This window comes from Flavobacterium sp. UMI-01 (genome assembly GCF_019656315.1).
Classification (GTDB): Bacteria; Bacteroidota; Bacteroidia; order Flavobacteriales; family Flavobacteriaceae; genus Flavobacterium.
This window is the reverse complement of the sequence record NZ_BPLU01000003.1, coordinates 215,202-232,013: the sequence shown is the minus strand read 5'-3', so window position 1 is coordinate 232,013 and position 16,812 is coordinate 215,202. Positions and strand designations below refer to the sequence as shown.

The 16,812-nt window shown below is 35.2% G+C and carries 13 protein-coding genes and 1 pseudogene; 8 read left to right on the top strand and 6 right to left on the bottom strand.

Translation table 11 applies throughout. The annotated features are described in order from the left end of the window. The first annotated feature begins 168 nt into the window (after window positions 1–168). Both K5R64_RS02140 and rimK read left to right on the top strand, forming a co-directional pair. Complete coding sequence (locus tag K5R64_RS02140; RefSeq protein WP_220760369.1) at window positions 169–2,718, top strand: ATP-dependent Clp protease ATP-binding subunit; 2,550 nt, start codon at window positions 169–171, stop codon at window positions 2,716–2,718. 142 nt (window positions 2,719–2,860) lie between these two features. Further along, window positions 2,861–4,234 carry a 30S ribosomal protein S6--L-glutamate ligase gene (gene rimK / locus K5R64_RS02135; RefSeq protein WP_220760367.1) on the top strand — a complete coding sequence of 458 codons (1,374 nt, stop codon included), beginning with the start codon at window positions 2,861–2,863 and terminating at the stop codon, window positions 4,232–4,234. Between the two features lie 79 nt (window positions 4,235–4,313). On the opposite strand, the gene K5R64_RS02130 is transcribed toward rimK, so the two are convergent. Then, window positions 4,314–5,603, bottom strand: a complete 1,290-nt coding sequence (locus K5R64_RS02130; RefSeq protein ID WP_220760365.1) for an inorganic phosphate transporter — start codon at window positions 5,601–5,603, stop codon at window positions 4,314–4,316. Between the two features lie 27 nt (window positions 5,604–5,630). Then, window positions 5,631–6,275 carry a DUF47 domain-containing protein gene (locus tag K5R64_RS02125; protein WP_220760363.1) on the bottom strand — a complete coding sequence of 215 codons (645 nt, stop codon included), beginning with the start codon at window positions 6,273–6,275 and terminating at the stop codon, window positions 5,631–5,633. 380 nt (window positions 6,276–6,655) lie between these two features. Between K5R64_RS02125 and thrA the strand changes: the two genes are divergently transcribed. From thrA to thrC, 3 genes are all read left to right on the top strand, one after another. Then, on the top strand, window positions 6,656–9,103 hold the full coding sequence (gene thrA, locus K5R64_RS02120; protein WP_220760361.1) for a bifunctional aspartate kinase/homoserine dehydrogenase I: 2,448 nt from the start codon (window positions 6,656–6,658) through the stop codon (window positions 9,101–9,103). Window positions 9,104–9,199: 96 nt separating this feature from the next. Further along, window positions 9,200–10,120 carry a homoserine kinase gene (locus K5R64_RS02115; protein WP_220760359.1) on the top strand — a complete coding sequence of 307 codons (921 nt, stop codon included), beginning with the start codon at window positions 9,200–9,202 and terminating at the stop codon, window positions 10,118–10,120. A 111-nt stretch (window positions 10,121–10,231) separates the two neighbouring features. After that, window positions 10,232–11,521 (top strand): threonine synthase, encoded by a 1,290-nt coding sequence (gene thrC, locus K5R64_RS02110; protein ID WP_220760356.1) that lies wholly within the window; start codon window positions 10,232–10,234, stop codon window positions 11,519–11,521. A 319-nt stretch (window positions 11,522–11,840) separates the two neighbouring features. On the opposite strand, the gene K5R64_RS02105 is transcribed toward thrC, so the two are convergent. Next, window positions 11,841–12,386, bottom strand: coding sequence for a hypothetical protein (locus tag K5R64_RS02105; protein WP_220760354.1), 546 nt, complete (start codon window positions 12,384–12,386; stop codon window positions 11,841–11,843). A gap of 233 nt (window positions 12,387–12,619) precedes the next feature. Here K5R64_RS02105 and K5R64_RS02100 point away from each other — a divergent pair, with 233 nt between their 5' ends. Together K5R64_RS02100 and K5R64_RS02095 are read left to right on the top strand one after the other, a co-directional pair. Further along, the gene (locus K5R64_RS02100; protein ID WP_220760352.1) at window positions 12,620–13,387 is read left to right on the top strand and encodes a hypothetical protein; all 768 of its coding nucleotides are present in this window, start codon (window positions 12,620–12,622) and stop codon (window positions 13,385–13,387) included. A gap of 183 nt (window positions 13,388–13,570) precedes the next feature. Continuing rightward, window positions 13,571–14,419: an HNH endonuclease gene (locus tag K5R64_RS02095; RefSeq protein ID WP_220760350.1), complete on the top strand. Its 849-nt coding sequence runs from the start codon at window positions 13,571–13,573 to the stop codon at window positions 14,417–14,419. A gap of 109 nt (window positions 14,420–14,528) precedes the next feature. On the opposite strand, the pseudogene K5R64_RS17110 reads toward K5R64_RS02095, so the two are convergent. After that, a pseudogene (locus K5R64_RS17110) lies at window positions 14,529–14,762 on the bottom strand (hypothetical protein); the annotation flags it as partial. Window positions 14,763–15,106: 344 nt separating this feature from the next. Between K5R64_RS17110 and K5R64_RS02090 the strand changes: the two are divergent. Then, a complete protein-coding gene (locus tag K5R64_RS02090) occupies window positions 15,107–15,742 on the top strand; it encodes a Pr6Pr family membrane protein (protein ID WP_220760347.1) in 636 nt (211 codons plus the stop codon). Window positions 15,743–15,782: 40 nt separating this feature from the next. Here K5R64_RS02090 and K5R64_RS02085 read toward each other — a convergent pair whose 3' ends face one another. After that, window positions 15,783–16,403 (bottom strand): L-threonylcarbamoyladenylate synthase, encoded by a 621-nt coding sequence (locus tag K5R64_RS02085; protein ID WP_220760345.1) that lies wholly within the window; start codon window positions 16,401–16,403, stop codon window positions 15,783–15,785. A 29-nt stretch (window positions 16,404–16,432) separates the two neighbouring features. Beyond that, window positions 16,433–16,780 carry a TfoX/Sxy family protein gene (locus K5R64_RS02080; protein ID WP_220760343.1) on the bottom strand — a complete coding sequence of 116 codons (348 nt, stop codon included), beginning with the start codon at window positions 16,778–16,780 and terminating at the stop codon, window positions 16,433–16,435. Between the last annotated feature and the right edge of the window lie 32 nt (window positions 16,781–16,812).

Sequence of the window (16,812 nt, the reverse complement as noted above, 5' to 3'; positions counted from 1 at the left end):
TCAATGATTTATTAACAAACATCAGGTATAAATGTTTAATAAATTAACACTATTTTTTAACTGTATTATTTATTTTTTTTGTCAATTAGCTGTCAAGACCCGATAAAGGAATGATTTTTGTTTTTAAACTACTAAATCACTAAATTTACTGATACCAATACAAATATTATGGATGATAATTTTTCACCAAGAGTAAAAGACGTTATAACTTATAGTAAGGAAGAAGCCTTACGACTAGGTCATGACTTTATAGGAACAGAGCACTTAATGCTGGGTATCTTAAGGGACGGTAATGGAAAAGCGATAAGAATATTAAATAACCTTTCTGTTGACTTAGAACATTTGCGCAGAAAAGTAGAAATACTCAGCCCTGCAAACCCAACTGCTGAAACCAATATCGAGAAGAAAAATTTGCATTTGACTCGACAAGCTGAAAGAGCGCTAAAAACAACTTTTCTAGAAGCAAAAGTTTTTCAAAGTACTTCCATAAGTACCGCACATTTATTGCTGTGCATTTTAAGAAACGAAAATGATCCAACAACCAAGCTATTGAATAAACTAAAGATAGATTATGATGTAGCTAAAGAACAATACTTAAATATGACACCAAACGAAGAAGAATTTTTAGAAAACTTACCTAGAGCTACTGATTCATATAACGACGATTTAGGACAAGATGACAGTCTCAAAGAAGGAAATTTTAATAATCCCGCCAATAAATCCAACAAAAAATCCAAAACTCCTGTTTTAGATAATTTTGGTAGAGATTTAACAGAAATGGCAGAGGAAGGAAAACTAGATCCTGTAGTAGGACGCGAGAAAGAAATTGAACGTGTAAGCCAAATCTTGAGTCGTCGTAAAAAGAACAATCCGCTCCTTATAGGAGAACCAGGAGTGGGTAAATCAGCTATCGCCGAAGGACTTGCTTTGCGTATTATCCAAAAGAAAGTGTCTCGCATCTTATTCAACAAACGAGTGGTTACTTTAGACCTTGCTAGTCTTGTAGCGGGTACAAAATATCGTGGACAATTCGAAGAACGTATGAAAGCGGTTATGAATGAGTTAGAAAAAAATGACGATATCATTCTTTTCATTGACGAAATTCACACTATTGTAGGTGCTGGAGGTGCTACTGGCTCTCTAGATGCATCCAACATGTTTAAACCAGCTTTAGCTAGAGGGGAAATTCAATGCATTGGAGCAACCACCCTAGACGAATACAGACAGTATATTGAAAAAGATGGTGCTTTAGAAAGACGTTTCCAAAAAATTATTGTAGAACCTACATCTGTTGAAGAAACCATCACTATCCTTAACAATGTAAAAAATAAATACGAAGACCACCATAACGTTACCTATTCTCCAGAAGCTATTGAAGCTTGTGTTAAATTGACTAATCGTTATATGTCAGAACGTTTTTTACCAGACAAAGCTATTGATGCCTTAGACGAAGCAGGATCTCGTGTACACATTACTAACATTGAAGTTCCAAAACAAATTCTTGACCTAGAACGTCAATTGGAAGAAATTAGAGAACTCAAAAATGTAGTGGTAAAAAAACAGAAATACGAAGAGGCAGCAAAACTTCGTGATGATGAAAAACGCCTAGAAAAGGATTTAGCTATTGCCCAAGAACAGTGGGAAGAAGACGCTAAAAACAACCGAATTGAAGTTACCGAAGACAATGTCGCCGACGTAGTATCGATGATGACAGGTATCCCAGTGAATCGTATTGCTCAAACCGAAAGCAACAAATTAGCTAAATTACCAGAACTTATTGAAAGCAAGGTAATTGGCCAAAAAGAAGCGGTTTTAAAAATTGCTCGTTCTATTCAAAGAAACAGAGCAGGTTTAAAAGACCCTAACCGTCCTATTGGTTCTTTTATTTTCCTTGGACAGACAGGTGTTGGTAAAACACAATTGGCTAAAGTTTTAGCAAGAGAATTATTTGATTCCGAAGATGCTTTGGTTCGAATAGATATGAGTGAATACATGGAAAAATTTGCGATTTCAAGATTAGTAGGAGCGCCTCCAGGATATGTTGGATATGAAGAAGGTGGCCAATTAACTGAAAAAGTAAGAAGAAAACCGTATGCGGTTGTCTTGTTGGATGAGATTGAAAAAGCTCATCCTGATGTCTTCAACATGCTTTTACAAGTACTTGACGACGGTTTCTTAACAGATAGTTTAGGACGTAAGATCGACTTTAAAAACACCATTATCATTATGACCTCAAATGTAGGGGCACGACAATTAAAAGATTTTGGACAAGGAGTTGGTTTTGGTACTGCTGCCAAAATTGCTCAAGCCGATGACAATTCGAAAAGCATCATCGAAAATGCTTTAAAGAAAACATTTGCTCCTGAATTCTTAAACCGTATTGATGATGTTATTGTGTTTAATGCCTTAGAAAAAGAAGACATTGATTTGATTATCGAAATCGAATTGAAAAAATTATACGCAAGAATTGCCGAATTAGGATATATTTTGAAACTTTCAGATAGTGCTAAAAACTTTATTGCAGAGAAAGGTTTTGATAAACAATTTGGTGCACGACCACTAAAAAGAGCCATTCAAAAATACGTTGAAGATGCCTTAGCAGAAGAGATTATTACTTCAAAAATCAATTCAGGTGACGAAATCTTTATGGATATTGAAGCTGGCGCTCAAGAATTATCCGTAGTGATTCATAAAGCCGGGGAAGCTACAAATCAATAATAACCGATTTACACTTATTTACAAACCCGTTACGTTTTATTAACATAACGGGTTTGTTTTTTAAAACAATTCCTTATTCAAATCAAAAAAACAATAACTACTTTTACCTTTACTTAAAATTAGATTTAACAAAGCGTCGTATATGTCTCTAAACAAAGTTATCCTCGGCAGTGAAGAATGGTGTTCACTTCCTCAATTGGGCATACCCACCATAAAAGCACGCGTGGATTCTGGTGCTAAAACTTCAGCGCTGCATGCCGTAAACATAGCGCCATTTATTAAAGACGAAGCTCATTGGGTAAAATTTGATATCAACCCAATCCAAAACAACCAAAAAACGGTTATTCATTGTGAAGCGCCTTTAATCGACAAACGAATTGTAAAAAGTTCAAGTGGTTTCAGAGAGCAGCGTTATGTTATTCAAACTATTTTAGAAATTGGTGGTGAACAATGGCCAATTGAAATGACTTTGACCAATAGAGATTCTATGGGATTTCGAATGCTACTTGGTCGAGAAGCAATGAGCGGGCGTGTGCTTGTTGATCCAGAACAACAATATTTATTAGGCGAACCTACAGCTGAACACCTTAAAAGTCTTTATAAAGATGCCGAAAAGCAAACCAAAGGACTTCGCATCGGACTTTTAGCGAGTAATCCTGAATTGTACAGCAACAAAAGGATTATGGAAGCTGGGGAAATGCGCGGCCACGAGATGCATTTTTTAAACATTAAAGAATGCTATATGAAATTGGATGCTGAAAAACCGGAAATACACTATAGAGGAGGTATTATTTTAAATCAATTTGATGCCATTATACCTCGAATTCGTCCTAGCGCAACCTTTTATGGATGCACTTTAACACGACAATTTGAAGCTTTAAAAGTATATTGCCTCAATTCATCAACAGCTATTACACAATCCCGTGACAAACTCTATTCGTTACAATTATTATTACATAGTGGTATTGGAATTCCTACTACAGGATTTGCCAACTCACCACTTGACACCAATGATTTGATAAAAATGGTAGGAGGTCCACCATTAATTGTCAAATTACTAGAAGGAACTCAGGGGAAAGGAGTCGTATTAGCCGAAACCAAAAAAGCAGCAGAAAGTGTTATTAATGCATTCAAAAGTTTAAACGCCAACATACTTGTTCAAGAATTTATCAAAGAAGCTAATGGTAAAGACATCCGCTGTTTTGTGATTGATGGCAAGGTGGTAGCCTCTATACAAAGAGAAGCCATGCCAGGAGAATTCAGAGCCAATATCCATTTGGGGGGAACCGCCTCAATCATCAAAGCCACTTCCGAGGAGAAGCGCATAGCCATCAAAGCTGCTAAAGCCATGGATTTAAAAGTAGCTGGGGTCGATATTATCCGTTCTTCAAAAGGTCCTTTACTCCTTGAAGTGAACTCTTCTCCAGGTCTTGAAGGAATTGAAGGTGCTACAAACAAAGACATAGCAGGAGAAATGATAAAAGCCATTGAAAAAAACTTCATCAAGTCTAAATAGTCCAATACAGTTAAACAAAAAAGCATCCTAAAATCACATAGAATTTAGGATGCTTTATACGTTTTAACACTATCTAAGATTAAAGAAAAGCGCTCAAAATATAATAAAATAAAGCGGCCAAAAGTGCCGAAATAGGAATTGTCAAAACCCAAGCCCATAATAAACTTACTGTAACTCCCCAACGCACTGCCGAAACCCTGTTAGTCAATCCAACTCCAATAATCGAACCTGTAATGGTATGTGTAGTACTCACAGGAATTTTCAGATGTTCTGTAAAATACAAGGTCAAAGCACCCGCAGTTTCTGCAGCAACTCCTTCAAAAGAAGTTACTTTAGTGATTTTAGAACCCATTGTTTTCACAATCTTCCATCCGCCACTCAATGTACCTGCTGCAATAGCAGAGTAACACGCTAATGGAATCCAACCAGGCATTTGTCCTTCAACATTATCCTTAGGCAATACCACATTCAACCACTCTGGTAAACTTTCTTGAGCTACACCACTAGTGTTAATATAAACCGCTACAGCCGCAGCAATAATCCCCATTACTTTCTGAGAATCATTCCCCCCATGACCTAAACTAAAGGCCGCAGATGACAACAATTGCATTTTTTTAAGCCAAGCTGTTGCCTGATTCAAGTTTAAAAAACTAAAAATCAAACAAAAAGTACTTACTGACAAAACAATAAAAGCCACTAAAAACCACTTGATATTATGCGCTTCGGTTACTACTGTCCAAAAATGAGAATCAAAATTGCGATCCTCTGGAGAAATTGCGTCATAATATTTTAATTGACTTTCTACAAACCAAACCGTAATAATCATCAAAAAAGCGGTAAAAACTTTGGGTAAAATTGTTTTTTTAGAAGAATGCAACAACCACAAGGAAAGCAAATAAGAAACTAAAGCTCCTACAAGGGGCGCCAATACGATAAATGCAATAATAATCAAAACTCCCGAAGGCATTCCACCGTCTTTTCCTTCTTTGTACCAAGAAACAACTTCTAAACCAGCGTGAGCAATAGCCGCACCAGCAAATCCACCAATCAAAGTATGAGAAGAACTCGAAGGAATTCCGAGCCACCAGGTCAAAAGATTCCAACAAATCGCGGCAATAACTCCCGCCAAAATCACGACAAGGTTAATTTCCATCGTATGGGCCGTTTTGGCAACGGTATCCGCAACTCCAAAACCAAATACCCAATAGGCTAAAAAATTAAAAAAAGCTGCCCAAACTACCGCTTGAAAAGGTGACAAAACCTTCGTAGCAACAATAGTTGCGATAGCATTAGCAGCATCATGAAAACCATTGATGTAATCAAAAATCAAGGCTAAAATTATAATAACTATAAGTAGTGTAAATTCCATAAATGTAATTTCAGAAATGAGGATAAATTAAGAATGTTTTACAGCAATCGACTCTAGTACGCTAGCCACACTCTTACACTTATCCGTAGCGGTTTCCAAAACAGACAATACTTCTTTGTACTTGATAATATTTTTGGCATCTGTTTCGTTTTCAAAAATCTCAAAAACGGCTTTGTTATAAACATTATCCGATTTGTTTTCCAGCTTGCTAATTCTAGCACAAGCCTCTGTAATTCTTCTAATATTTTTTAAATTTCTTAATTCTTTTACTGCCGAATCAATATTTTGACAAGCTTCAAGATTTATTTCGGTCAATTTTCGAATGGACTTTGTAATTTTATCAACTTGGTACAAACGCATGATGCTCGAAGCTCCATGTAATTTGTCGGCCACATTATCAATTGATGTAATCAAAGAGTGAATATCCTCTCTATCAAATGGAGTAATAAAATTTTTACTCAATTCTAAATTAGTTTGACGGGTAATATCTTCTCCTTTTTGCTCCAAAACATCTATTTTTTGAAAAAGAGCCTCCCTTTCTTTTAATGGTAAATTAACTGCTTCATGAAGATCCGAAGCCAATTCAATTAAATTACTTGATGCTTCTTCAAAAAGTGGAAAAAACTTTTTGTCCTTTGGAACTAAAAATTGAAAAATACTATTTAATGACATTTTTATGTTTTTTATTGTTGTGCGCAAATTTAATTTTTTTTTTTATACCAATCCCTATCCCCTACCACAAATCCACACCAAACTTAACCCATTGATTATCTTATACTAACAATTTAAAAACAAAATATAAAGACTACTTTTTTGCATATTTGTAAAAAAAATGTACTTTTGAACTTCCATTTATGACACAAAACAGAAACACATATTTCCCTTCCTTACCAACTTTTAACAAAGTTGGAATTTCTGTTACTTTTACAACAACTACTACCCCTTTGGGGTAAACTTTTCACATATAATCTTATATTTGCACTTTCCTTAATTCAAAGGACGGTCTTGGATATGTAAAAAATAGTACATTTTTTTTAAATAAAACAAACAAAATGAAAGTATTAAAATTTGGCGGAACTTCAGTTGCCAATGCCCAAAATATCAAATTAGTTTTAGACATTGTCACTAATAAAGCCAAAGAAGACAAAATCATAGTAGTAGTTTCTGCGTTGAGCAAAATTACTGATACTTTGCATCTTGCCGCGGCAAAAGCAGCCGCTAATGATGAAAATTTCAAAGAAATCATCGCTGAAATTGAAAAAATACATTTAGATACCTTAAAACAACTTATCCCTGTAAGCGAACAGAGTAGTTTGTTAAGTCATATCAAAAGAATCGTTAACCACCTCGAAACTTTGTTAGATGGTTGCTTTTTATTAGGGGAACTATCTGCTCGAACATTAGACACTATTTTAAGTTTTGGTGAATTGCTATCGTCTTATGTTATTGCCGAAGCTTTAAAACAAAATCTAAAAAATAGCGGTTACAAAGACAGCCGTGAAGTAATAAAAACCAATAATAATTTTGGGAAAGCCAATGTAAATTTTGAAATTACCAACTTATTAATACAAGATTTTTTCCATTCGAATGAGAAACAAGTCGTTGTAATGCCTGGTTTTATCTCTTCTTCAACTGACGGAATTAGCACTACACTAGGACGTGGAGGTTCAGATTATACTGCGGCAATTATTGCTGCGGCTCTTGACGCTACCGACTTAGAAATTTGGACCGATGTAAATGGTATGTTTACTGCCAATCCAAAAATTGTGAAACAAGCCCAGCCAATTTCTACTATTTCGTATCAAGAAGCGATGGAGTTGTCTCATTTTGGTGCCAAAGTTTTGTATCCACCTACTATTCAACCTGTTTTGCAAAAAAACATTCCTATTTACATCAAGAACACTTTTGCTCCTGAGGTTGATGGAACTTTTATTTCGCATAATCCACAGACTAATACCAATCCTGTAAAAGGGATTAGTCATATCGAAAACATTACTTTGATTACTCTTGAAGGCCCAGGAATGATTGGGGTTACAGGTTCGTCCAAAAGACTTTTCGAAGTGCTTTCACACGCACATATTAATGTCATATTCATCACACAAGCCTCATCTGAACATTCCATTTGCATTGGAATAGCAAATGAAGATGCCGAAGAAGCTGAAATAGCCATCAACAAAGCTTTTGAAGTCGAAATTGCTCAAAGCAAAGTTGATCCTTGTTTAGTTGAAAAAAACCTTTGCATCATTGCATTGGTGGGTGAAAAAATGAAAAACCATCAAGGATTGAGCGGTAAAATGTTCAGTACTTTAGGAAAAAATAACGTTAACATACGCGCTATCGCTCAAGGAGCTTCAGAGCGTAATATCTCAGTAGTTATTAACGAAAGAGACGTTAAAAAAGCCCTAAATACCCTTCACGAACGCTTCTTTGAAGACAATACTAAACAATTGAATTTGTTTGTAATGGGTGTTGGGAATGTAGGTGAAATTTTCATGGCTCAAATTGCGCAACAAAAGAAATTTTTAAAAGAAAATTTAAAAATTAACCTTCGTGTGATTGCTGTTTCTAATTCAAGAAAAATGTATTTTGATGAAGATGGTATTGATTTGAAAAAATGGCAAGATTTATTAGCAGATGGAGAAGCAACAGACCAAGAAATTTTTATTACCAAAGTAAAAGAACTCAACTTACGCAACAGTATATTTGTGGATATCACTGCTAACGAAGGTGTCTCTAAATTATATGAAAAATTCCTAAAAGAAAGTGTAGCGGTGGTTACTTGTAACAAAATCGCTTGTGCCTCTGAGTACGACAATTACATCAACCTTAAAAATTTATCTAGAAAATATAATGCGCCTTTCCTATTTGAAACCAATGTAGGTGCCGGATTACCCATTATTGACACGGTTAAAAACTTAATTGCATCAGGTGATAAAGTACATAAAATTCAAGCCGTTTTATCCGGAAGTTTGAACTTTATCTTCAATAATTTTGATGATAAAAATTCGTTCCATGATGTAGTAAAAGAAGCAGGTGTACAAGGCTTTACGGAGCCAGACCCTACTATCGACCTAAGTGGTATTGATGTGGCTCGAAAAATCCTAATCCTTATTCGTGAAAGTGGATACAAAATGGACATTGAAGAAATAGCTAACGAATCCTTTATGCCAGCAGCTTGTTTACAAACCAAGTCTAACGAAGCATTCTTTGCTTCTTTGATTGAACACACAGCACATTTTGATAACATCTACAAAGAAGCGTTAAGCAAAGACTCACGTTTGAAATATGTAGCTCAGTTTGAAAATGGCAAAGCAAGTGTAGGATTGCAATTCATCCCAAAAGACCATCCTTTCTACAATCTAGAAGGAAAAGACAATATTGTATTGTTCTATACAGACCGCTATGTGGACCAACCGCTTTTGATTAAAGGAGCAGGTGCAGGTGCTGCTGTAACGGCTTCGGGAATTTTTGCCGATGTAATCAGAATTGGAAATGTATAAAAAAGTAGCTAAGACTCTAAGTTACTAAGACCCTGAGAACAAAAAAACTCTGAAACTTAGAAACTCTGAAACTTAGAAACTCTGAAACTTATAAAAATGAATGAAGTAAAAGTATTTTGTCCTGCCACTATTGCCAACCTTTCTTGCGGATTTGACGTGCTAGGTTTGTGTTTAGACAATGTAGGTGACGAAATGGTTATTCGAAAAACAAAAGACAAAGGTGTTCGCATCACTAAAATCGAAGGAGCAAATCTCCCTCTTGAAACCGAAAACAACGTTGCTGGAGTTGCCTTACTAGCCATGTTGGCCGAAGTTGAAACGGAGTTTGGTTTTGAAATCGAAATATACAAACACATCAAAGCAGGAAGTGGTATTGGGAGTAGTGCTGCCAGTTCAGCCGGTGCTGTCTTTGGTGCCAATGAATTACTCGGAAGACCATTTACCCGAAAGGAATTGGTAAAATTTGCCATGCAAGGGGAAAAATTAGCTTCTGGGAATGCCCATGCTGATAACGTAGCTCCTGCCCTTTTGGGAGGTTTTACCTTAGTACGAAGTTCGAATCCTTTGGATATCATCAAAATCGACAGTCCAAACGAATTGTACGCCACCGTTATCCATCCCCAAATCGAATTGAAAACATCTGACGCTCGTTCCGTTCTAAAACAAACCGTTTCCCTAAAGAGTGCCATCACACAATGGGGTAATGTAGGAGGCTTAATCGCTGGTTTATACACTCAGGACTACGATTTAATTGGCCGTTCGTTGCATGACGAAATTGTGGAGCCTTTGCGTAGCGTATTAATCCCAGGATTCGACGCCATCAAACAATCGGCTTATGAAAATGGAGCTTTAGGCTCTGGCATCTCAGGTTCTGGCCCTTCTATTTTTGCTTTGAGCAGAGGAGCAGCAACCGCTGAAAAAATTGCCCAAGGCATGTGTGCTGTTTACGACAGCATCAATTTACCTTACGAAATCCATGTGTGTAAAGTAAATGACGAAGGGATGAGAGTGATTTAAGGTTAGAAGTTAAAAGTTAAAAAGATTAAGGAATTTGGATTTGGGAATTTGGATTAAACGAATCCAAATAAAAAATCCTAAATCCTAAATAAAAAAATCCTAAATAAAAAAATGAAGTATTACAGTTTAAACCATAACGCACCTAACGTTTCTTTTCAAGAAGCAGTAATTCAAGGATTAGCGGCTGATAAAGGATTGTATTTTCCTGAAAGCATTACGCCACTTCCACAAGCTTTTTTTGACACTATCGAAAATCTAAGCAATGAAGAAATTGCTTTTCAAGCTATCCAGCAATTTGTAGGGGACGAAATTCCAGAAGCCAAATTAAAAGAAATCATCGTTGAAACCTTATGCTTCGATTTCCCAGTAGTTCCTGTTGAAAACGGAATTTACTCTTTGGAATTGTTTCACGGCCCAACGATGGCATTCAAAGATGTAGGTGCACGTTTTATGTCACGTTGTTTGGGATATTTCAACCGCGACAAAAAAGACAATAAAAACACGGTATTAGTAGCGACTTCTGGAGATACGGGAGGTGCCGTAGCTAGTGGTTTCTTGGGCGTAAATGGTGTTGAAGTCGTTATTTTATACCCATCGGGAAAAGTAAGCGATATTCAGGAAAAACAACTGACGACCTTAGGACAAAACATCAAAGCACTTGAAGTAGAAGGTGTTTTTGACGATTGTCAAGACATGGTCAAAAAAGCCTTTTTGGACGAAAGCTTAAAACACAAAGGATTGACCTCGGCCAACTCAATTAATATTGCACGCTGGTTACCACAAATGTTTTACTTTTTCTTTGCTTACAAAGCATTGAAAAACCAAAACAAAAAATTAATTTTCTCATGCCCTAGCGGGAATTTCGGAAACATCTGCGCGGGTATTATTGCCAAAAAAATGGGCTTGCCTATTCATCATTTTGTGGCCTCTACTAATGTGAATGATACGGTTCCAAGATTTTTAGTTGATGGAAAATACAATCCTAAAGCTTCGATTGCGACCATTTCAAACGCAATGGACGTAGGAAACCCGAGTAATTTTATTCGTATTCAGGAAATGTACAACAACGATTTAGCGCAATTCAAAAAAGATTTTACTTCTTATAGCTTTACAGATGCCGAAACTACCGAAGCCATGATTTCCATTTACAAAACCGATGGCTATATAGCAGAGCCACACGGCGCCGTAGGCTATCTGGGACTGAAAAAAGAATTGGCATTGCACGAAGATGCTCTTGGAATCTTTTTAGAAACCGCTCATCCTATCAAATTCTTAGATGTGGTTGAACCTGCTTTGAACATTACCCTTCCTATTCCTGCTCAAATTGAAGCAGTAATGCACGAAGAAAAAGTAAGCACTAAGATTAAGACTTACGAAGAGTTGAAAGCTTTTTTGGGCTAATCAATTATTCAAATTATAACATATTAACGACTGAGAAGTGATTCTTGGTCGTTTTTTTTTATTTGATTAGTATTATGTAGGTAAAATCACTAAGTTTGTATTAACACATAAAAGCTATCATTATGGCACAAGGCCATCCTGAATTGGGTGGATTGGAGCTGTTTTATGGCTTCTATAAACGAGTTATATGATAGCTTATCCAAAAAAAGAGGGCTAAAGTAGAAGCGAGAAAAATATATGAAAATGGAAATCGCAAGAATGATAGCTTTAGGAGTTATAATACTACTGTTGGTAGGTTTTATTATTTTTACTATTGTAACTATCCGCACTTGCAGAAGTGAACAGAAAGAATTTCAAGAATGTAGTAAATCATTGCAACAACAGTGCCGACAGCAATCGCACCATTTATCCACAACATCCAACGAGTCGTCTTACGTTGAAAATTCTCAACGTTTAACAAACGGTTTTTATCGTTTGAATATTTTTCGTATTCCTTGAGAAAACCTTCAGAACATTTTAAAATACCCTCAAAAGTGATTTTAATGTTGAAATGTACATCTATTCTAATGTAGTTTTGCTTCATTAAATAATAGCAAGCCTCAACCAATTTTTCACCTTGTGCCTGCGTATTATCAGAAACGGAAAAGTTTAAAAACACATCTTCAATATTATTGCTTTTAGACTCTGAAATTGCCGTATAGTAGTTTAAGGCGTTAAACTTATTATCAGTTTCTAAATCTCTATCATAAAAATGCTCATATAGTTTATCAAAGCTACAAAAGTATGCTTTACAATTGTGTATAAGGTAATCTAGAATTTTATATAAAAACGAAAAGTTTTCTAAAATGTCTTTATCTTTTGTCATATTGAAAAGTAGTTTTGACAAACGTAAGAAAAAATTTTATAAATTATGGCGGAAAAATAACAGAAGCGCAAAAAGCCATCATATAACAGCAGTTACACAATATGGCTGAATTCAGTTCTTCGGCAGAAAATAAAATGGAATTAAATTTCCAAAAAACATTAATTATTAATCAAGTCAGCCACATCGTGTAGCTGCAAAACGTTAGGCGACATGAGCCAAAAAATGACAACACTATGAGTTTATTAATATTAGAAATTTTTACTTATTCCAAACTAGATTTGACCGAATTATATATCTCAAGAGAAATTGGAACTAATTTTGAAAAACAACAATTTGACATTTCACCAAAAGATTTTTTAAGATTTGCAAAAGAAGATTTAAAAGAAAATAATGACCGTGGTTATATAAATAGCTTAACAAACTCAAAGCGAGCAATCGATTGCCAAATTGATGAAACATTTGAAATATTAGTAAATTCTTCAGACAATTTTAATCCAATAGTAAAAAATTTTCTCAAATATTTTGAATTTGAAGCTGACATACCTATTAAACTCCAAATAATAAATGCTTTAAACCTTGCACCTAGCTTAATAATTTCAAAATTCAGAACATTAAGAAATAAATTAGAACATTTTTATCAAAAACCAAGCACAGCAGAAGTCAAAGAAGCTTTGGATGTCGCTGACCTTTTTATACGCTCGGTATCAGGGAAATTTAATTCGGTGTGGTATGAATTTAAAATAACTGATGATAAAGATAAGTTTGAAATAAATTTTGAGTTTGATTCTATTGAAAGAAAATTCAAAATAAAACTATTAAAAGGAGAAGAAACAGTAAAAGAATTTTATTTAGACGCTAATCAAGTTGAATTTTGGATATTATTACGTTTAATGCTTTCTATTGATGATGAAATAGAAATCCAAGAAACATTTAAAATACTTCTAAAGCAAATTGGACATCCAATTCCGTCAGATAAAATAAATATTTGGCTATATGATTAACACGTCGCCTAACACACGCTACAAGCAATTTGGGCAATAGGCTTAATTTGAAGTTGGTTTTGTATTTGGATGATTTGGCAAATCCGAAAATAGGTCTTAATTTAACCCCAAACTGCTTGTAGCGCGAGAACGTTAGGCGTTATGCTACGAAACCCTACACAAAAAAACATCCAGACAAAATAAATGAATAGACCTTATACACCATTTGACATTATTTGGGCAAAAAATGTAACCAACTCTGACACAGGACAAGCCTATATGGACTTGACAAGTGAAGAGTTTACTTTGCACTTTCCGACACATCATAAAGGAAATGTTTTAAGCCCAAAAATTGGAGAAATTATTGCAATCCACCAAAATATAAATGGACAAAAAGTTTTTACTCATTTAGTTTCCCCAGTTGACAACATTAGACTTGAAGAAGATAGAGAGAATTTCAAGTACGGAAGAAAAGTGAAATTAATAGCCAAAACAGATGTAATAAATGCAATTCCTGTTTCATCAACATTGTGGGACAAAGTAAACTTTCAAGGTATAAGTCAAGGAAATGCTTGTGAAATTGCGAATATTTCAAACATTGACAATTACGACATTTTACTACAAGACATTTGGAATAAATTCACACCTTATTTCAGGACAGACTTTAAAACATCGCCAACTTTTACTGAAAATTTAGAAACAGAAATTGACAACACAGACAATTCAATATCAGTTACAGAAGGTAAATTGCGATTAGTAACACACTATGCAAGAGAACGAGATAGAAATATTATTAGAGCAAAAAAACAACAAGCTATACAAAGACAAACATTAGAATGTGAAATTTGCGAGTTTTCATTTATTAATAAGTTCGGTGTTGAATTTATTGAATGTCATCATAAAACGCCAATTTCACAATCGGGTGTAACTGAAACAACTTTGGACGATTTAGGTTTAGTATGTGCAAACTGTCATAGAATGCTACATAAACAATTTGACGGATTTTTTTTAACGATGGACGAATTAAAACAGAAAATAAGCACAAACGCCTAATCGAGTAGACGGCTCCGCTAGAAACTAACGGAGTGCGCCTCTCACACCACCGATCCCTTCGGCTTCGCTCAGGACAGGCCAAGCGGGTCATCCCTCGAATCGGGACAGGCTAGACTCGGCGGTTTCTCGAAATTATTTCGGGATAAACTCCAAATGATGGTTTCAATTCGATATAAACATCTGTCAAGGATTGATAGCCTTTTTGCCTTAGCCGTTTCAAAGTAATGGTCGAGCCTAAAATAGGACTCTGGGCAATTGCCCAACCGCCTTTACGAGTGCGACTAAATGCATAAGCGTGGTCTTGGTCAACTCCTAATCGAATCAGGCTTTTCCTTTTCCTTTCAGATATTCAGAGAAACAAGTAATGAAAATTGATTCTTTTATTTGCCTGCTCTATTGTTCTTCATTTTATTTCATAAATTATAAATATCAAATAATACATAGACAAACTGCAATTTGGGTCATAATTTTAACTTTATCATATTTTATAAATTTGAAAGAAAAAATATTTCCCGAAAACGAAACCTAAAAAAATATCCACCAACCGCCATTTAGAGCTAGCTGGAATTTAGTAGATTTATCGTTTTAATCTGATTTGTGTTAAGCAGAAAATAAATACCAATGTTGACTGAAAACGGAATAATGAATAAGAGCATCAAGTCCTAAAAATTAAAAACACATATTAAAATGAAAAAAATTACTTCACTAACTTTTGCTGTTCTAGTTTGGTTTGCTGTTTTAGCTCAATATTATTTAATGCTCGAAAATAGGGCTACTGGTATTGGTGAAATGACTGTACGGTTCTTTAGTTATTTTACTATTTTGACTAATTCATTTGCTGCTAGTTATTTTACTTTTTTCCTTTCTAAATCCAAAAATGGCTTCATGACTTTGCTAAATCAGCCAGGAACCTTAACCGCTATTGTTATGTATATCACTATCGTGGGACTTGTTTATCAATTTGTATTACGGCAACAATGGCATCCACAAGGACTTCAAATGGTAGTAGATGAATTACTTCACACTGTAAACCCTTTAGTCGTCGTCCTATATTGGTATTGGCACGAAAATAAATCAGCGGTTAGGTATAGACAAATACTCAATTGGTTGCTATATCCCGTTGTCTATTTGGTTTACATTTTAGTTAGAGGAAATTATTCAGGCTTTTATCCCTATCCATTTGTGGATGTCAACAATTTAGGTTTAACTAAAGTAGGCATTAATTGTGGCTTGCTTTTACTTTTGTTTTGTGGTCTTTCAGCGGCATATATCAAAGCAGGAAAAATGATTTCGACATCATCATACAAAAAAAATCAGTTTTAAAATTCAACCCATTATTAACAAAATCCTTTTGGGTATAGCACTACAAAATATCTAAACTTCCTTTCCCCTCTCTGACTACTAGGGGTTCGTGACCAGATAAATCGATGATGGTAGAGGCTACATTGTCTCCGTATCCCCCATCGATAACCATATCGACCAGATTTTGCCATTTTTCAAATATCAATTCGGGATCAGTGGTGTATTCTACCACATCATCTTCATCACGAATAGAGGTTGTTACGATAGGATTGCCTAATTGACGTACAATCTCAAGTACAATATTATTTTCAGGGACACGTATTCCTACGGTGATTTTCTTCTTGAATTCTTTAGGTAGGTTATTATTTCCTGGCAAAATAAAGGTATATGGACCTGGTAAAGCACGCTTTAAAATTTTAAAAGTTGCCGTATCAATTTGACGCACATAATCAGAAAGGTTACTCAAATCATGACAAATAAAGGAAAAATTAGCTTTTTCTAATTTCACTCCTTTGATACGAGCGATTTTCTCTAGCGCTCTGCTATTAGTGATATCACAACCTAAACCATATACCGTATCGGTTGGATAAATCACCAAACCGCCTGCTTTCAAAACCTTAACCACTTTGGCTATGGCAGCTTCACTTGGTTTATCTTCGTAAATTCTTATAAATTCGGCCATATTTTTGTTCTATTTCTAGTTGTGTTTTTCTATTTCTTCTTTTTGGATTTCACTACACCTCTTTTACCAAAATCAATTGCTAGCACGACCCATCGTGCTAATTGTTTTTCGGTAGCAAATGCTTCGGATTCGATATACAAAAAATTCTTTAACCTTTTACCAGTAAAGGTCATTGGTCTTACGTGATTCTCGCGGAGCAAACCATCATAGTATTCGTCCATAACACGTAACATAATGAGCTCTTTCATGACACCTATACACATTTTGTCGGCAATCATAAAAGCGATTCCACCAAACATTTTTTTCTCAACAAAATTCATTTGTTGTTCCTGAAGTTGTTGCTGAATACGTAAAGACAAAAGTTCGTTGTAAGCCATTTCTATTGGTTTTCTTTTTTGTAAGGTGTTTA

Coding starts and splice junctions, on each gene's coding strand:
- K5R64_RS02140 (WP_220760369.1), top strand. CDS start 169: ATGGATGATAATTTTTCACCAAGAGTAAAAGACGTTATAACTTATAGT.
- rimK (WP_220760367.1), top strand. CDS start 2,861: ATGTCTCTAAACAAAGTTATCCTCGGCAGTGAAGAATGGTGTTCACTT.
- K5R64_RS02130 (WP_220760365.1), bottom strand. CDS start 5,603: ATGGAATTTACACTACTTATAGTTATTATAATTTTAGCCTTGATTTTT.
- K5R64_RS02125 (WP_220760363.1), bottom strand. CDS start 6,275: ATGTCATTAAATAGTATTTTTCAATTTTTAGTTCCAAAGGACAAAAAG.
- thrA (WP_220760361.1), top strand. CDS start 6,656: ATGAAAGTATTAAAATTTGGCGGAACTTCAGTTGCCAATGCCCAAAAT.
- K5R64_RS02115 (WP_220760359.1), top strand. CDS start 9,200: ATGAATGAAGTAAAAGTATTTTGTCCTGCCACTATTGCCAACCTTTCT.
- thrC (WP_220760356.1), top strand. CDS start 10,232: ATGAAGTATTACAGTTTAAACCATAACGCACCTAACGTTTCTTTTCAA.
- K5R64_RS02105 (WP_220760354.1), bottom strand. CDS start 12,386: ATGACAAAAGATAAAGACATTTTAGAAAACTTTTCGTTTTTATATAAA.
- K5R64_RS02100 (WP_220760352.1), top strand. CDS start 12,620: ATGAGTTTATTAATATTAGAAATTTTTACTTATTCCAAACTAGATTTG.
- K5R64_RS02095 (WP_220760350.1), top strand. CDS start 13,571: ATGAATAGACCTTATACACCATTTGACATTATTTGGGCAAAAAATGTA.
- K5R64_RS02090 (WP_220760347.1), top strand. CDS start 15,107: ATGAAAAAAATTACTTCACTAACTTTTGCTGTTCTAGTTTGGTTTGCT.
- K5R64_RS02085 (WP_220760345.1), bottom strand. CDS start 16,403: ATGGCCGAATTTATAAGAATTTACGAAGATAAACCAAGTGAAGCTGCC.
- K5R64_RS02080 (WP_220760343.1), bottom strand. CDS start 16,780: ATGGCTTACAACGAACTTTTGTCTTTACGTATTCAGCAACAACTTCAG.